The sequence below is a fragment of the Nocardiopsis algeriensis genome (genome assembly GCF_014203695.1).
Taxonomy (GTDB): Bacteria; Actinomycetota; Actinomycetes; order Streptosporangiales; family Streptosporangiaceae; genus Nocardiopsis; species Nocardiopsis algeriensis.
Window position 1 is genome coordinate 14,100 of record NZ_JACHJO010000016.1, and the last position, 14,714, is coordinate 28,813.

The 14,714-nt window shown below is 70.0% G+C and carries 13 protein-coding genes; 2 read left to right on the forward strand and 11 right to left on the reverse strand.

Going from position 1 to position 14,714, the window contains the following annotated elements; genetic code table 11:
* Positions 1-42: 42 nt before the first annotated feature.
* The 10 genes from FHS13_RS20475 to ectA all read right to left on the reverse strand — a co-directional run bounded on the left by FHS13_RS20475 (position 43) and on the right by ectA (position 10,524).
* On the reverse strand, positions 43-1,014 hold the full coding sequence (locus tag FHS13_RS20475; protein WP_184293591.1) for an NUDIX domain-containing protein: 972 nt from the start codon (positions 1,012-1,014) through the stop codon (positions 43-45).
* The gene (locus tag FHS13_RS20480) at positions 1,011-3,047 is read right to left on the reverse strand and encodes an RNA degradosome polyphosphate kinase (RefSeq protein ID WP_246405580.1); all 2,037 of its coding nucleotides are present in this window, start codon (positions 3,045-3,047) and stop codon (positions 1,011-1,013) included. Before FHS13_RS20480 ends, FHS13_RS20475 begins: the two co-directional genes overlap by 4 nt.
* Positions 3,048-3,328: 281 nt before the next feature.
* Entirely contained in the window at positions 3,329-4,261 is a 933-nt protein-coding gene (locus tag FHS13_RS20485; RefSeq protein ID WP_184293593.1) for a CPBP family intramembrane glutamic endopeptidase, read from the reverse strand.
* A 259-nt stretch (positions 4,262-4,520) separates the two neighbouring features.
* On the reverse strand, positions 4,521-5,354 hold the full coding sequence (gene ehuA / locus FHS13_RS20490) for an ectoine/hydroxyectoine ABC transporter ATP-binding protein EhuA (RefSeq protein ID WP_184293594.1): 834 nt from the start codon (positions 5,352-5,354) through the stop codon (positions 4,521-4,523).
* The gene (gene ehuD / locus FHS13_RS20495; protein ID WP_184293595.1) at positions 5,341-5,979 is read right to left on the reverse strand and encodes an ectoine/hydroxyectoine ABC transporter permease subunit EhuD; all 639 of its coding nucleotides are present in this window, start codon (positions 5,977-5,979) and stop codon (positions 5,341-5,343) included. The genes ehuA and ehuD overlap by 14 nt, the downstream gene beginning before the upstream one ends.
* Complete coding sequence (gene ehuC / locus FHS13_RS20500) at positions 5,979-6,701, reverse strand: ectoine/hydroxyectoine ABC transporter permease subunit EhuC (protein WP_184293596.1); 723 nt, start codon at positions 6,699-6,701, stop codon at positions 5,979-5,981. Before ehuC ends, ehuD begins: the two co-directional genes overlap by 1 nt.
* Before the next feature lie 7 nt (positions 6,702-6,708).
* Positions 6,709-7,605, reverse strand: a complete 897-nt coding sequence (ehuB, locus tag FHS13_RS20505) for an ectoine/hydroxyectoine ABC transporter substrate-binding protein EhuB (protein ID WP_184293613.1) — start codon at positions 7,603-7,605, stop codon at positions 6,709-6,711.
* A 362-nt stretch (positions 7,606-7,967) separates the two neighbouring features.
* Positions 7,968-8,366 (reverse strand): ectoine synthase, encoded by a 399-nt coding sequence (locus FHS13_RS20510; RefSeq protein ID WP_184293597.1) that lies wholly within the window; start codon positions 8,364-8,366, stop codon positions 7,968-7,970.
* A 302-nt stretch (positions 8,367-8,668) separates the two neighbouring features.
* A complete protein-coding gene (ectB, locus tag FHS13_RS20515) occupies positions 8,669-9,934 on the reverse strand; it encodes a diaminobutyrate--2-oxoglutarate transaminase (RefSeq protein ID WP_184293598.1) in 1,266 nt (421 codons plus the stop codon).
* Between the two features lie 86 nt (positions 9,935-10,020).
* Positions 10,021-10,524 carry a diaminobutyrate acetyltransferase gene (gene ectA, locus FHS13_RS20520; RefSeq protein WP_281388867.1) on the reverse strand — a complete coding sequence of 168 codons (504 nt, stop codon included), beginning with the start codon at positions 10,522-10,524 and terminating at the stop codon, positions 10,021-10,023.
* Between the two features lie 901 nt (positions 10,525-11,425).
* Here ectA and FHS13_RS20525 point away from each other — a divergent pair.
* The gene (locus FHS13_RS20525; RefSeq protein WP_184293600.1) at positions 11,426-11,689 is read left to right on the forward strand and encodes a WhiB family transcriptional regulator; all 264 of its coding nucleotides are present in this window, start codon (positions 11,426-11,428) and stop codon (positions 11,687-11,689) included.
* Between the two features lie 141 nt (positions 11,690-11,830).
* Positions 11,831-13,060 carry a copper resistance protein CopC gene (locus FHS13_RS21905; RefSeq protein ID WP_184293601.1) on the forward strand — a complete coding sequence of 410 codons (1,230 nt, stop codon included), beginning with the start codon at positions 11,831-11,833 and terminating at the stop codon, positions 13,058-13,060.
* A gap of 320 nt (positions 13,061-13,380) precedes the next feature.
* Here the strand turns inward: FHS13_RS21905 and FHS13_RS20535 are convergent, their stop codons facing one another.
* A complete protein-coding gene (locus FHS13_RS20535; protein WP_184293602.1) occupies positions 13,381-14,142 on the reverse strand; it encodes a PP2C family protein-serine/threonine phosphatase in 762 nt (253 codons plus the stop codon).
* Between the last annotated feature and the right edge of the window lie 572 nt (positions 14,143-14,714).

Here is a 14,714-nt window from a genome sequence, read left to right on the forward strand (position 1 = left end):
TCCTCCCGAAACGGTGGACGCCGGTCCGGGGGTGCCGGGACCTCAGCCGCCGACCCCGTGCCGCTCCGCCGACACCAGCTCCCCGCCGGGCACGGAGACGTGGAGCACCCAGAAGGCCCCCTTGTCCAGGCCCAGCTGCCGGGGGACCGGCGCCCCCAGGCGGGTGAGCGCCTCCTCCACGAGATCGGGGACCAGCTCGCCGTGCGTGCACACCACCGTCGGCAGACCCTCCCCGAGGAGGCGTGAGAAAGCCCCGCGGGCCGCCTCCCGGTCGGGGCCGTGCCCGTCCAGGACGGTGAACGCCCGCTCCGTGCGCGCCGTCATCCCGGACCGCACCGTGTAGGGCAGCACCGACTCCGCGCAGCGCGCCGCCGCCGACGTCACCACGCGGAACTCCCCGTAGGCGCCCAGCAGCGGGGGCAGCGCCAGGGCATCGGCCCGCCCGACCGCGTCCAGCGGACGCAGCAGGTCGTCGCCCTCCCACGTGTGCCTGTCCCCCGCCGACATGTGCCGCAGGACGACGACGGGGAAGGTCTCGGCGGGGCCGGCCAGGAAGTGGTCGAGCACCTCGACGTCGTGGTCGTGGGTGAGGCGGGTGCGGGCCCTTCCGGCGGGCACCCACTCCACGAGGTCGATCTCCTCGTCGGGAAGGCGGTCGATCTCCCCGCTCCCCCCGGCCGGGGTGGCCGCCCACCACTCCACCCGTTTGGGCCAGCCGTCCTTGAGATAGTGCTGCGGCGGCAGCCTGCGGCCCAGCACCGGTGTGAGACCGGTCTCCTCCACGACCTCGCGGACCGCGCCGGCGACCAGGTGCTCCCCGTCCTTCAGCTTGCCCTTGGGCAGGGTGAGGTCGCCGCGACCGGAACGGCGGACAAGGACCACCTTGACCCCCTCGGCGCCCTCGCGCCACAGCAGCGCTCCCCCGGAACGGACAGGTTCGAGGAAGCCGCCGAGCTCCGCAGCCCGGCAGGGGGCGCCGCCGGCGGGACGCGCGTCACCGGCGGTCCCGCTCACACCTCCACCGCCCGGCCCGGCCTGCTGTTGCGCAGGTGGTCCTGGATGTCGGTCAGGGGCCGGCCCTCCTCGTCGCGGGTGACGCGGTCCCACGTCCCGTCGGGCTGCAGCCGCCAGGTCGAGGTGTCGTCGGACATCGCCCGGTCCATGAGGTCGATGAGGCGGTGGCACTGCTCCCCGTCGGCGATGCGCACCAGGGCCTCCACCCGTCGGTCCAGGTTGCGGGGCATGAGGTCCGCGCTGCCGATCCACACCTGGGGGCGCCAGCCGTTGGCGAACACGAAGATGCGCGAGTGCTCGAGGAAGCGGCCGAGAACGCTGCGGACGCGGATGTTCTCCGACAGCCCCGGCACGCCGGCGCGCAGGACGCAGCTGCCCCTGACCCACAGGTCGACCTTCACCCCGGCCTGGGAGGCCCGGTAGAGGGCGTCGACGATCTCCTGGTCGACCAGTGAGTTGACCTTGATGCGGATGTGGGCGGGGTCTCCCTTGAGGGCGTTGTCGATCTCGCCGGCGATCTGCCCGAGCAGCGCCTTGCGCAGGGCGCCGGGAGCGACGAGGAGCCTGCGGTAGTGCTTCTTGCGGGAGAACCCGGTCAGGCTGTTGAAGAGGCCGCTGACGTCCTCGCCCACCTCGGTCGCGGCGCTGAACAGGCCGAGGTCCTCGTAGATGCGGGCGGTGCTGGGGTTGTAGTTGCCGGTGCCGACATGGCAGTAGCGGCGCAGCGTTCCGTCGTCGTCGCGGCGGATGACCATGGAGAGCTTGCAGTGGGTCTTGAGCCCGACGACGCCGTAGACGACGTGGCAGCCGGCCTGTTCGAGCTTGCGCGCCCATTGGATGTTGTTCTGCTCGTCGAAGCGGGCCTTGATCTCGACGAGGACCACGACCTCCTTGCCCGCGCGTGCGGCCTCGATGAGGGACTCGACGATGGGCGAGTCGCCGCTGGTGCGGTACAGGGTCTGCTTGATCGCGACGACCTCGGGGTCGCTGGCGGCCAGGGCCAGGAACCGCTCCGTGGTGGTGGCGAACGACTCGTAGGGGTGGTGGACCAGCACCTCCCGCTCCCTGATGGCGGCGAACAGGTCGCCGGAGGTGAGTGCCCGCGGCTCGACCGGGACCATGGGCGGGTAGTGCAGCTCGGGGCGGTCGAGGTCGGCGATCTGGGCCAGACCGGCGAGGTTGAGCGGGCCGGGGACCCGGTAGATCTCCTCCTCCTCCGCACCGAGCTCCTCGGTGAGGATCGCCAGGGCCTCGGCGCTGATGTCCTGCTCGACCTCCAGGCGCACCAGGGGCCCGAAGCGCCGGCGCAGCAGCTCGTTCTCCAGGGAGGTGACGAGGTCGTCGGTCTCGTCCTCGTCGACCTCGAGGTCGGCGTTGCGGGTGACGCGGAAGGCGTGGTGCTCGACGATCTCCATGCCCTCGAAGAGCTGCGGGAGGTGCGCGGCGATGATGTCCTCGACCGGTACGAAGCGGCTGCCGCCGTGGCTCGTGAGCTCGAAGAAGCGCGGCAGGGAGCTCGGTACCTTGACCCGGGCGAACATGCGGCGGCCGTCCCGGGGGTCGCGAACGGTGACCGCGAGGTTGAGCGAGCGCCCGGAGACGTAAGGGAAGGGGTGGGCGGAATCCACGGCGAAGGGGGTCACCAGCGGATAGACGGAGCGCCCGAAGTAGCCGCGCAGGTACTCGCGCTCGTCGCCCTCCAGTTCGCTCCAGCGCACGATCCGGATACCGGCCTCGCGCAGGGCGGGGGTGACGCTCTTCTCGAAGCAGGCGGCGTGCCGGAGCATCAGCTCGTGGGTGACCTCGGAGAGGCGCTCGAGCAGGGCACGGGGCTGGTGGCCGCTCGACAGGGCGACGGACAGGCCGGTGGCCACGCGCCGCTTGAGCCCGGCGATCCGCACCATGAAGAACTCGTCGAGGTTGCTGGAGAAGATCGCGAGGAAGCGCGTGCGCTCCAGGAGCGGGATGTCCTCGTCCTCGGCGAGTTCGAGCACACGCTGGTTGAAGCGGAGCCACCCTTCCTCGCGGTCCATGAACCTGTCCGCGGGCAGGTCGATGATGCCGGTCGCCGCGGGTACTGGTGCCGGTGCCGTTTCCGTACTCACAGTGGCCAGAATCCCCCTCCTCGATGACCGCACGGTGACACATCCATGATGGGAAAATGACCGCAATGCGGCTTATATGCACCATCTTGTACCCAGTTCGAAGGGAACTTCTGCCCCTGGAGACGCACATTCGGTCAGTTTTCTCCGAGTGACGTGCGAAAACGGAAGAAGAGGCCGGGCCGTCCGCGACCCGTCCTGCCGGAGAAGGGTCAGACGACCGCGCTTCCCAGGCCGGACGGCACGAGGAGGACGAACAGCCCGATCCGCAGCAGCACGTTGACCCACACGTTGCGAAAGCACGTCCACAGGTACCCGTAGAGCACACTCGACGGCAGGTAGGTCAGCATCGCGAGGCCGAGGTCGTGGACCATGCCCGCGCCGGGCAGCTGGGCGAACCTGTCGAACGGCGTGAGGAGGGTGTAGACCAGCGCGAAGAGCAGGGACGTCGCCATGATCCCGCCCCAGCGGCCCATGCGGGTCTCCAGACGGGTCTGCACCATGCTCCGGAAGAAGACCTCCTCGCACACCGAGACGGCCGCGTACGCCAGAAGGACGCCGATCAGGAGGTAGGACGGCTCCGGCAGTCCGGTGTGGGGGACGAGCACGTACCCGGTCAGCCCCACCGCCGCGGCCACGGGGACCAGGCCCAGCCACCGCCACGGTTCGGAGGCCCCCATGGCGATGCCGGGCATGGAGGTGCCCCGCCCGTCGAGGGTGATCCCCGAGCGGTCCATGACCAGGATCGGGAGCACCAGCAGGAACAGCATCCGGGAGGCGAACGAGGCCGCCACCGCGACGTCGGTGTTGACGGCCGTCTCGTACACGCGCAGGATCTCGGTCAGCCCGGCCAGGCAGACCAGGAACCCCAGCAGGCACAGGGCGAGCCAGCCCAGCTCGCGGTCGAGAGGGTGGCCCTCCATCGCGGCCTCGATCCGCCGGTCCAGCTGTTCGCGCGAACCGAGCGCCTTGACCAGGATCCATGCCAGCAGCCCGCCGAACACGGGCGGCGCCCAGGAGACGAGGAAGAGGACGTCGAATTCCGCCGCGATCTCGTTCCGCAAGGACGGGTGGGCGGCCATCGCCACCCCCAGGACCAGAACGGCTGTCGCTACGGATGCAACAAAGCCCCATCTACGCACCATGGTCACAAGAGTCCCCCCAGCCTCAGAACACCCATTCTGCTCAAGGGGACACCAAAAGTTACCTAGCGTGCACGGCATGTCGCATAGCGCAAAGACGGCCGTTCACCAGGGGAATTTCCCTGGTGAACGGCCGTCCGAGCACCGGAGCGGGTCCGGTGTACGCCGTCCTGGGCCGTGTTCCTCGGAGGCCCTCGGCGCATCGGCGGGGCCGATGCGGTCGGCGGCCGTGCGGTTCGAGGTGATCCGAACGGCACCGGTCCTAGTAGCCGTTGTCCAGGACGGACCTGAGGAAGGCCTTGGTGCGCTCCTCCTTGGGGTCGCCGAAGATCTCCTCCGGAGCGCCCGCCTCGGCGATGCGGCCCTGGTCGAACATGAGCACCCGGTTCGACACGTCGCGGGCGAAACCCATCTCGTGGGTCACGCACAGCATGGTGATGTCGGTGGTCTCGGCGACCGTGCGCAGGACGTCCAGCACACCCGCGACGAGCTCGGGGTCCAGGGCCGAGGTGACCTCGTCCAGGAGCAGGATCTCCGGCCGCATCGCCAGCGCCCGGGCGATGGCCACCCGCTGCTGCTGGCCGCCCGAGAGCTGAGTGGGGTGCGCGTCGATCTTGTCGGAGAGGCCGACCAGGTCCAGCAGCTCCTCGGCCCGGGCGTTCGCCTCCTCCTTGCCGAGCCCGAGCACGTGCACGGGGGCCTCGGTGAGGTTCTTGCGGACCGTCATGTTCGGGAACAGGTTGAACTGCTGGAACACCATGCCGATGGTCTTGCGGCGGGCCCTCAGGTAGGACTCGCTCGCCGGAACCAGGCGGTCGCCGCGGCGCATGTGGCTGAACGGCTCACCGCCCACCAGGATGGTGCCCTCGGTGACCTTCTCCAGCGTCATGAGCAGGCGCAGGATGGTGGTCTTGCCCGAACCGCTCGGCCCGATCAGCGTGACCCTCTCCCCGGGGGCCACCGAGAAGTCGAGGTGGTCGAGCACCGTGAGGTCGCCGAAGCGCTTGACCACCTGGTCGAAGACGATCAGCGAACCGGTGTCGGGCGTGTCCGTGTCCGCCGCCGCGGGGGCGGCCCGGTTGTCAGACGGCGGCATAGCGTCGCTCCAGTCGTCGGATGATGAACGCGGACGGGATACTCACGAGGAGGAAGAGGAACCCGACCACGGTGTAGGCCTCCACGATGCGGAATTCGTCGTTTCCGACCCGCTGGGCCATGGCGAGCAGCTCGGTCACCGTGATCGCCAGCAGCAGCGGGGTGTCCTTGAACATCGCGATGAGGTAGTTGCCCAGCGCCGGAATGACCTTGCGGATCGCCTGGGGAAGCACGACGGCCCCCCAGGTGCGGTACGCGGGAAGGCTCAGGGCGCGGGCGGCCTCCCACTGCCCCTTGGCCACGCCCTCGATGCCCGACCGGTACACCTCGGCGGTGTAGGCCGAGTAGTGCACGCCGAGCACGACGATGCCGACGGTCAGTGCCGTCACGGTGGAGGGCACCAGGGCGAACACGAAGACCAGCTGGACCAGCAGCGGGGTGGTCCGGATGAACTCCATGACCGCGTGCACGAGGGTGCCCAGGACCGGCACACGCCGGAGCATGGCCACGCCCAGGCCCAGGACCAGGGCGATCAGGTAGCCCAGGAGGGTCGCCTGCACGGTGACCTTCAGGCCCTGCAGGAGGTCGGGCATGACCTCCCAGGTCCACTGGAAGTCCCAGAACATCACTTACCCCCTCCTGCCGCGGGCGTCGGCGGCCGGAGCAGGCCCAGCAGTCCCCCGCCGTCGGAAGGGATGCGGCCCAGCCTGCGGTTGGCGCGCCGTTCGAGCAGGCGGATGCCGAGGATCATCACCTGGGCGATGAGGTAGTAGAGGACCAGGGCCCCCATGAACGCGAGCACGGTCTCGCCGGTGCCCTGGCGCATCTGCTGGGCGACGGCGGTCAGGTCCGCCACGCCGATGAGGTAGACCACGGCGGTGGCCTTCATCAGCTCGATGGACAGGTTGCCGAAGGTCGGCAGCATCTGCGCCCACGCCTGGGGCAGGACCACCAGGCGCATCCTCTGCGACCACGACATGTTGAGCGCGACGGTCGCCTCGACCTGGGCCCTGGGAACGGCGTTGATCGCGCCGCGCACCACCTCGGCACCGTAGGCACCGAGGTTGAGGCCGACGGCGAGGATCGCCGCGAACCTGCCCTCCAGCTGGAAGCCCGTGGCGATGGGCAGCGCGTAGGCCATCCAGAACATGATCACCAGGGCGGCGATGCCCCGGAAGACCTCCACGTAGACCGTGGACACGGCCCTGGGGAACCGGCCGCTCCGGGTCCCCAGGATGCCGAAGAACATGGCCAGCACGAAGGCCAGCGCGATGCCTCCGGCGGTCAGCTGGACGGTGACCCACGCGCCTTCGAGATAGAGCGGTAGCCGCTCGATCAGGAACTCCACGGCGGGATCATGCCTCGCAGAGTTCGGCGGTGGTCATCTCGTCGGGCAGGTCGGCCTCGGTGAAGCCCCACTCCTCACCCAGTTCGAGGAGGCGGCCGCTCTCCTTGAACTCGGCGATCACGCGGTTGACCTCGTCGAGGAGCTCGGTGTCCTGCTGGCGCAGGCACAGGCCGCCCCAACCCTTCTCCTCCTTGCCGTCGATCTCGGGGAAGAAGGCCTCGGTGACCTCGAAGGGGCCGCCGCGGTCGAGGAGGAGGTACTCGTGGGAGACCTTGAGCATGGAGATGGCGTCGACCCGGCCCGCCTCGAGCAGCTCGTAGCCCGTGGTCTGGTCGGGGATGAGTTCGAGCTGGCTCTCGGGGACCTCGAAGTACTCGGCGTAGCCCTGCTCCACGGAGGCGTTGAGGACGGCCAGCTTGATGTCGGGGTTGTCGACGAAGGAGGTGAAGTGCTCGATGCCGTGCGGGTTCCCCTCGGCCACGAGGAACGCCTCGGGCGAGGTGGCGGTGGGCTCGCTGAAGGCGACCTGCTCGCAGCGCTCCGGCGTGATGAACACACCCGCGGCGATGACGTCGAAGCGGTTGGCCTGCAGACCGGGGATGAGGCCGTCCCAGGAGACGGGGGAGGCCTGGATCTCGGGGACGCCCAGCTCCTCGAAGACGGCCTGGGCCACGGCCGGGGACTGGCCGGCGGGCTCGCCGCTGCCGTCGACGAAGCCGAAGGGGATCTCGTTGGCCAGGCCGACGGCGACGAAGCCCTTCTCGCGGAGGCGGTCGAGAGTGCTCTGGCCGCCTTCCTGCGCTCCTCCTCCGTCCACCCGGCTGCACGCGGCAAGGCCCAGGGTGGCCAGGCCCAGGCCGCCCAGGCGGAGTGCGTCCCTGCGGCCCCAGGTGCCTCGGATCATGGGTGCGACAGACTTGTTCACTTCTACTCCTCGCATGACTCGCGCGATCGATGCGCCTCGCCCGGGGGGACGGGGGTGCGCCGCGCTGGGGGTACGCCGTGGGGCGCGGCCGCGGCAGGTCCGCGGCAAGGTCGTCCGCCGGGCGGCTCAGGGCTCGGCGGGATCAGCTGCGGGTTCTCCCTCCCCGGGGCCGCCCGGGGGTAACGGAACCTCTTTGCTCCGTTATGCACTGGTTATGGGGGCCATACAGACGGGTGACCGGGGAGCCGTTTTCGCAGCTGAGAGTGGATGGTGCATCACGCACCGCACATGCGGACGGGGCAGGACCCGCGGGTCGCGGATCCTGCCCCGTCGGGGTCCGGCTACGCGTTCTCCTCCTCGAGGACGAGGGGGTAGACGCCGTTCTCGTCGTGGACCTCGCGCCCGGTGACGGGCGGGTTGAACACGCAGAGGACGCGGAAGTCCGTCTTGGGCCGGACGGTGTGGCGCTCGTGGCCGTTGAGCAGGTAGAGGGTGCCCGGGGTGATGATGTGCTTCTCCCCGGTCTCCTCGTTGGTCAGCTCGGCCTCGCCCTCGATGCAGTGCACCAGCTCGACGTGGTTGGCGTACCAGAACGTCGACTCGGTACCGGCGTACAGGACGGTCTCGTGGAAGGAGAAACCGACCTTCTCCTTGGCCAGGACGATCCGGCGGCTGCGCCAGTTCTCCGTCTTGATGTCGGCCTCGGTGTCGTTGATCTCGTCCAGACTGCGAACGATCACTGGTCTCTCCCCTTTACACGCTCGATGCGCATCGGATGGTGGTTGACGCGGAGCGGGGCCGTTCCGGCTTCTCGAAGCCACCGGTCCGGCCCCGCCCCGACTTCGGGTTCCGCGCCGGCGGACCCCGGCCGCGGCCGGGGTCCGCCGGATGCCCCCGGGCCGTGTTCCTCGGATGCTCTCGCCGTATCGGCGGAGCCGATGCCCCGGCGAACGGCCGACCGGACGCTCCCTCTCACGTTCCTCCGACGCGGCAAGGGGGCGCCCGGCGGCCGTGCGGCCCGAGGCAATCAGGAAAACAGAGCCTAGGCCGGCTGGGCCACCTTGGTCGCCGCACGGGCCGCTTCGGCCATGATGTCAAGGCCGGCCAGCAGATCCTCGTCACTCGTGGTGAGAGGCGGCAGAAGTTTGGCGACCTCGTCCTCGGGGCCGGAGGTCTCGATGAGCAGTCCGCGCTCGTACGACTCCGCCGCGACCGCCTTGGCGATGCCGGCCTGTCCGAAGGCCAGGCCGCGGGCCAGGCCCCGGCCGCGCACGTGCGCGTCGAACTCGGCGTGCTCGGCCGCGATCTCCTCCAGGCGGGAGGCGACCATCTCGCCCTTGGCCTTGGTGGCCTCGGCGAAGGAGTTGTCGGTCCAGTAGCGGCGCAGCGCCTCGGTACCGGTCACCATCGCGGGGTTGAAGCCGCGGAAGGTGCCGTTGTGCTCGCCCGGCTCCCACACGTCCAGCTCCCGCTTGAACAGGGTGAGGGCCATGGGCAGGCCGTAACCGCTGATGGACTTGGACAGCGTGACGATGTCCGGGGTGATCCCGGCCTCCTCGAAGCTGAAGAAGTCACCGGTGCGGCCGCAGCCCATCTGGATGTCGTCGACGATCATGAGGATGCCGTACTCGCGGCACAGGTCGGAGAGCTCGCGCAGCCACTGGGCACTGGCGACGTTGATGCCGCCCTCGCCCTGGACCGTCTCGACGATGACGGCGGCGGGCTTGTCCAGGCCGCTGCCGCTGTCCTCCAGCAGGCTGCGCAGCCACAGGAAGTCGGGCGTGCGGCCGTCCATGTAGTTGTCGAACGGCATGGTGGCGACGTGGCCCAGCGGCACGCCGGCGCCGCCGCGCTTCATCGAGTTGCCGGTGACGGCCAGGGCGCCCAGGGTCATGCCGTGGAAGCCGTTGGTGAAGTTCACGATGGTCTCGCGACCGGTGTACTTGCGGGCCAGCTTGAGGGCGGCCTCGACCGCGTTGTTGCCGGCGGGGCCGGGGAACTGCACCTTGTAGTCCAGGCCCCGGGGTTTGAGGACGATCTCCTCGAAGGTTTTCAGGAAGTCACGTTTGGCCACGCTGTAGGCGTCCAGGCTGTGGACGATGCGGTCGTCGGTGAGGTACTCGACGAGCGACGCCTTCAGCTCGGGGTTGTTGTGCCCGTAGTTCAGCGAGCCCGCCCCGGCGAAGAAGTCCAGGTAGGGGCGCCCGTTCTCGTCGTACACACGGCTTCCGGAGGCCCGGTCGAAAACCGTCGGCCAGCTGCGGCAGTATCCCCGGACTTCGGACTCGAGGCGCTCGAAGGTCTCCATGGTGGGTTCCCTTGTTCCTTTCCCCAGTTTCGTGGGCTCTTGGCTTGGACGACGGGGGCTGTGATCGTTCCGGTGCGGTCGGCCGGTCACGCGTGTGCTTCTTCGGTGGGACCAAGGGGTCCGATGCGCACGAGGTCTTCGGGCTCGTGTGGTGCTCCCTCACCGGCGGGGAAGTGCTCCCGGGTGAAGAGGGGCGACCAGATGATCTGCGCCCCGCGGTCCCGTGCGAACGATGCGAACAGGGCGCGCGAGGCGGTGTTGTCCGGGGTCACGGTCGCTTCGAGGTGACGCAGTCCCCGGGCGGCGATCCGGTCGCCAATGAAGTCGAGCATGCGGCGGGCCAGGCGGCGGCCCCGGTAGTCGGGGTCGACGGCGACCTGCCACAGGAAGTACGTGTCCGGGCTGTCGGGACGGGCGTAGCCGGTGACGTAGGCGATCACGCGGTCCCCGTCACGGGCGACGACACTCGTCGACGCGAAGTCCCGACACCAGAGCGTGTAGGCGTACGGGGAGTTGACGTCCATCCCCGTGGCGCCTGCCAGCCGCCACATGTGCGGCCCGTCCTCGAGCGACGGGTGCGCGAGGCGCAGTCCGTCGTCCTCGGGGGGACGCGCGCCTCCGCGGCTCGCGGCACCGGCTTCTCCGCCGGCAGCGGAAGCCCCGGTCTCGATGTCGTCGATGTGGTCGCGGGCTCGGAGGTTCGTTCGTATATGTGGCACGTCGATTGAACTTAGCGAACGAAGAGCAAAGAAGTTCGAGCGAGATTCCGCGCGCATGTTTCACGAAAAAGAATCCGGGTATGGCCAGTCTTTTTATCGGCGCCCGGAGGGCCGGTCCCGCTGGGACGAACACGGGAGCTCGGAGGCCGTGCGCTACGCGCACACCTTGCCCACCAGGCGATTCAGGCCGAAATCCCGAAGGGGTGCCCGCAGGCCTCGGGCCGGGGCGCGGCAGTACGCCGACAGGCGCGGAAGCAGGTGTCGGAGTCAAACATAGATCCTGAAGCGGCCGTATTGGGCGTGCGTTAAGTCACATCGATTCGGTGGGAACCTCGCGACATAACTTCCTCTTCGTTTTATGACGCTCGGCCCGAAAGTCACACCCCAGTTACACGAGTGTCACATATGAGGGCAGCGGAGTCGCGCACCCCCGCGTGTGCCGGGGTTTTTCTCCGCCCCCCTTCGGCGCGCGACGGGGCGGGCGCGGAACCGCGGCGCCCGCGGAACCGGTGAAAAGGGCCACACGGGGCCGACCGACCCTTGATCATGTGCCGAAGTTCCAGCAGACTCTGCGTAGTACGACCTCATGTAGTACTACAATTGGTCGCATCGCTTCACCGCAGTTCCGAACCGGTCGGGCACCCGTCGACCGACCCCTCGGAGCCGGCCCGTCCGGCGTCCGGAACCGCGGAAGGGCGCGAACGTCGAGCCCGCCGTGCACCACGGTGCGGGCCCTGACCATGGACCACACCAGCCACGGATCGGAGGCACCGTGAACCGCCTGTACCACGACAGCGAGGACTGGGTCATCCAGGGAAGCTGCCGCTCCTACGACCCGGAGATCTTCTTCCCGGTGAGCAGCACCGGGATCGGCCGGGCCGACACCGAGCAGGCCCTCGCCGTCTGCCGCGGCTGCACCGTTCGCCGGGAGTGCCTGCGCTGGGCCCTGAGAGCCGGCGAGGCCCACGGTGTCTGGGGTGGCACCACCCCCGAGGAACGCCGCTACATGCGCCGCGAACTGGCACCCGCGGTCTGAGACAGGACAGCCCGAGCCGCCGGACGCGAGGAACCCTCGCCCGGCGGCTTCTCCGTACCCCGGCGAACCCGCCGGGAGGTGCGGGGCCGACCGCCCGACCACCCCTTGCAGGCCCCCGGGACAGGACCTAGGTTTCTTCACGTGCGACCCGCTCACGGCCCCCTCCGCCTCCTGCGCACGGCGTTCCTCGCCGCGGCGTGCACCGGGCTGGCCTGGGGCGGGCACAACGCGTGGGCGGAGGTTCCCGCGGGGGCGGTCGGATTCCTCGCGGCCACCGCGGTCCTCCTCGCCCTGCTGCTTCCCTTCACCCGCAGGATGCGCAGCTTCGGCGACATCTTCGCCGTCATGGCCGCCGCACAGGTCGCCGCGCACCTGGTGCTCCAGGGGTCGACCGCCCATCTGCCGGCGTCCGGCCACGGCGGACACGACCTGTCGGCGCACATGACCGGTCTCGCTCCGGGAATGCTGCTCGCCCACCTGTGGGCGGCCCTGCTGGCCTCGGCCCTGCTCGCCCACGGCGAGGCCGCGCTGTGGCTCCTGGCCGGTCTGCTGGCCCGCGCGCTCCCCCCGCTGCGCGCCCGCGTACTCCGCCTCCGCCCCTCCTCGGGACGCCCGGTCGCGCCGCTCCCGGCACCGCCGTCCCGCACGGCTCCTCCGACGTGCCCGGCACGCGCTCCCCCGCGCCTGCCCCACCACAGCACGCAGGAGCCCGGACCCCGTCCGGGCACGAGCCGAACCCGAGAGAAGAGAAGAATGACCCACGCCCTCCGCCGCCGCGCGGCCGCCGCCCTGCCGGCGCTCCTGGCCGCCGCGGTCCTGGCCCTGGCGCCCTCCCCCGCGCTGGCCCACGACACCCTGACCGGCTCCGACCCCGAGGACGGCGCGACCCTGGACGCCGTTCCCGAGGAGATCGTCCTCACCTTCAACAACGCGCCCATGGAGGCCGGCAGCGGCAGCGCCGTCGTCGTCACCGGTCCCGACGGCGAGACCACCTACGAGGAGGGGGAGCTCACCTACGAGGGCACCGACGTCTCCGTGGGCCTGCGCCCGCTGGACCAGGCCGGCGAGTACACGATCGGCTTCCGCGTGGTCTCCTCCGACGGCCACCCGATCCAGGACTCCCTGGTCTTCACGGTGACCGAGGAGGCCGTTGCCGCCGCCGCACCGGAGGAGACCGAGGCCCCCGCGCCGGACGAGGCCGCCGAGGAGGTCCCCGAGGAGGAACCGGCGCCCGCCGAGGAGGAGGCCCAGGCCGCCGAGGACGAGGGCGGTGTGCCCACGGCCCTGATCGTGGTCGTGGCGGTCGGCGTGATCGCCGTCGCCGCGGTGGCGGTGGTCGCGCTGCGCATGCGCGGCCGCTCCCAGGAGTAGCACCGAGCGCGGGGGCCCGGACGCCGGTCGGTGTCCGGGCCCCCGCCCGTCGACGCTCCGCCCGCACGGTGCGGGGGGAATTCCGTCCACCGCGGTGGCCGCGGAGGTGTCCCGGCCCGCCCTCGGGGTCTTGCTCCTGGTGGCACTGCCGGAGCCGGCAGTGCCACCAGGGACAAGAAGCGCCGTCGCGGGCCGGGCCCCGTCCGCCGGACCGGCGGTGTTCCCGGACACTCCCCAGGCCCTGCTCCGCGGATCATCTCGGGCTGCACGGCCGGGCGATCGGCTCCGCCGATGCGGCGGGAGCGCCCGAAAAAGACGGCCTAGACACGGCGGGCCAGAAGGATGCTGATGTTGTCCTTGCCCCCGGCCTCCATCGCGGCCTGCCACAGTGCGTGCACGGCGGCCTCGTCGCTGCCCGCCTCCGCGAGGATGCGCTCCATCTCCTCGGGGAGCACCAGGTCCGAGAGTCCGTCGCTGCACATCAGCCAGGTGCTCGGGTCGGCGGCGTCGTCGCGTCCCACGTGCGGGACCATCGTCCCGCCGGAGCTGCCGCCCAGGGACTGGGTGATGAAGTTGGTCGTGACCGGGCGGCCGTCCTCGGAGGGCGGCAGCGCGGGGGAGTCGTCCTCGGAGAGCTGGACCAGGCGGCGCCCTTCCAGGCGATAGGTCCGGGAGTCGCCCACGTTGAACCAGAAGTTGCCCTCGCTGTTGAGCAGGACACCGGCGACGGTGGTGCCCATACCGGCGAACTCCGTGTGCTGGAGGGCGTGGTCCTTGATCTCCTCGTCGATGTTGACGAGCAGCTGGGCGATCTCCTCGGGACCCTCCAACCGCGGCCCCATCTCCGCCATGCGGTGCACGGCGTGTTCGGAGGCGATCTCTCCCGCCGCCTGACCTCCGATGCCGTCGGCCACCGCCAGGATGACGGGTTCGCCGACCGGCAGCACGCAGCGCACCGGCGAGGTCATGTTCGCACTGGCGACGGTCAGGGCTCCCATGACGACGGCGTCCTCGTTGGCGGGACGGATAGCGCCCCGGTGCGTGAGGGCCGTGACAATGACTTCCCCACCAGCGACACCCATACGCCCTTCCTCCCGTTTCGTCGGCCGTGGCCGGTTCCCGGCTCGCGCCGGACCTTGGTCGAATCCCGTTCAGCGTCCGGATCCTGCAACCGTACCGAGCAGTTGCCGGGGACGGTCGAAATCCGCGTACATCATGGCGGAAAACGCCCGGATATGCAGTTCCCGCTGCGGATTTCACGGCCGGATGTACGGAGCGCGACAGGACGTGCCCGGATCCGACAGTAACGGCAGCGCTCTGTGCTCAGCAGGGTCCCTCGGTACCCAGGTTGCGGCCGAACCCGAACGCCCTTTCCGACCTGCGTTGCAGAGACGGGCCCGAACCACCCGTTGTCGCTTCCCCCGGGGTCTGGCACAATGAACCCGTTGGGTGTCTAAGACGCAGACACACACGACCCGCCCTGCGCGACTCTCTCCGGTTGCGCACAGTGGCGAGCGATGTCCCTTTGTCGACGGTCGTTTGGTGTGGTCTCCATGCGTCTCCCCTGCCTCTTTCCCTTATCTCGTCAGCTCACCCGTGTACTCACCGAGTACTCGGGTGCTCGTGCTGCCCCGCCGTCTCCGTAACGGATTCC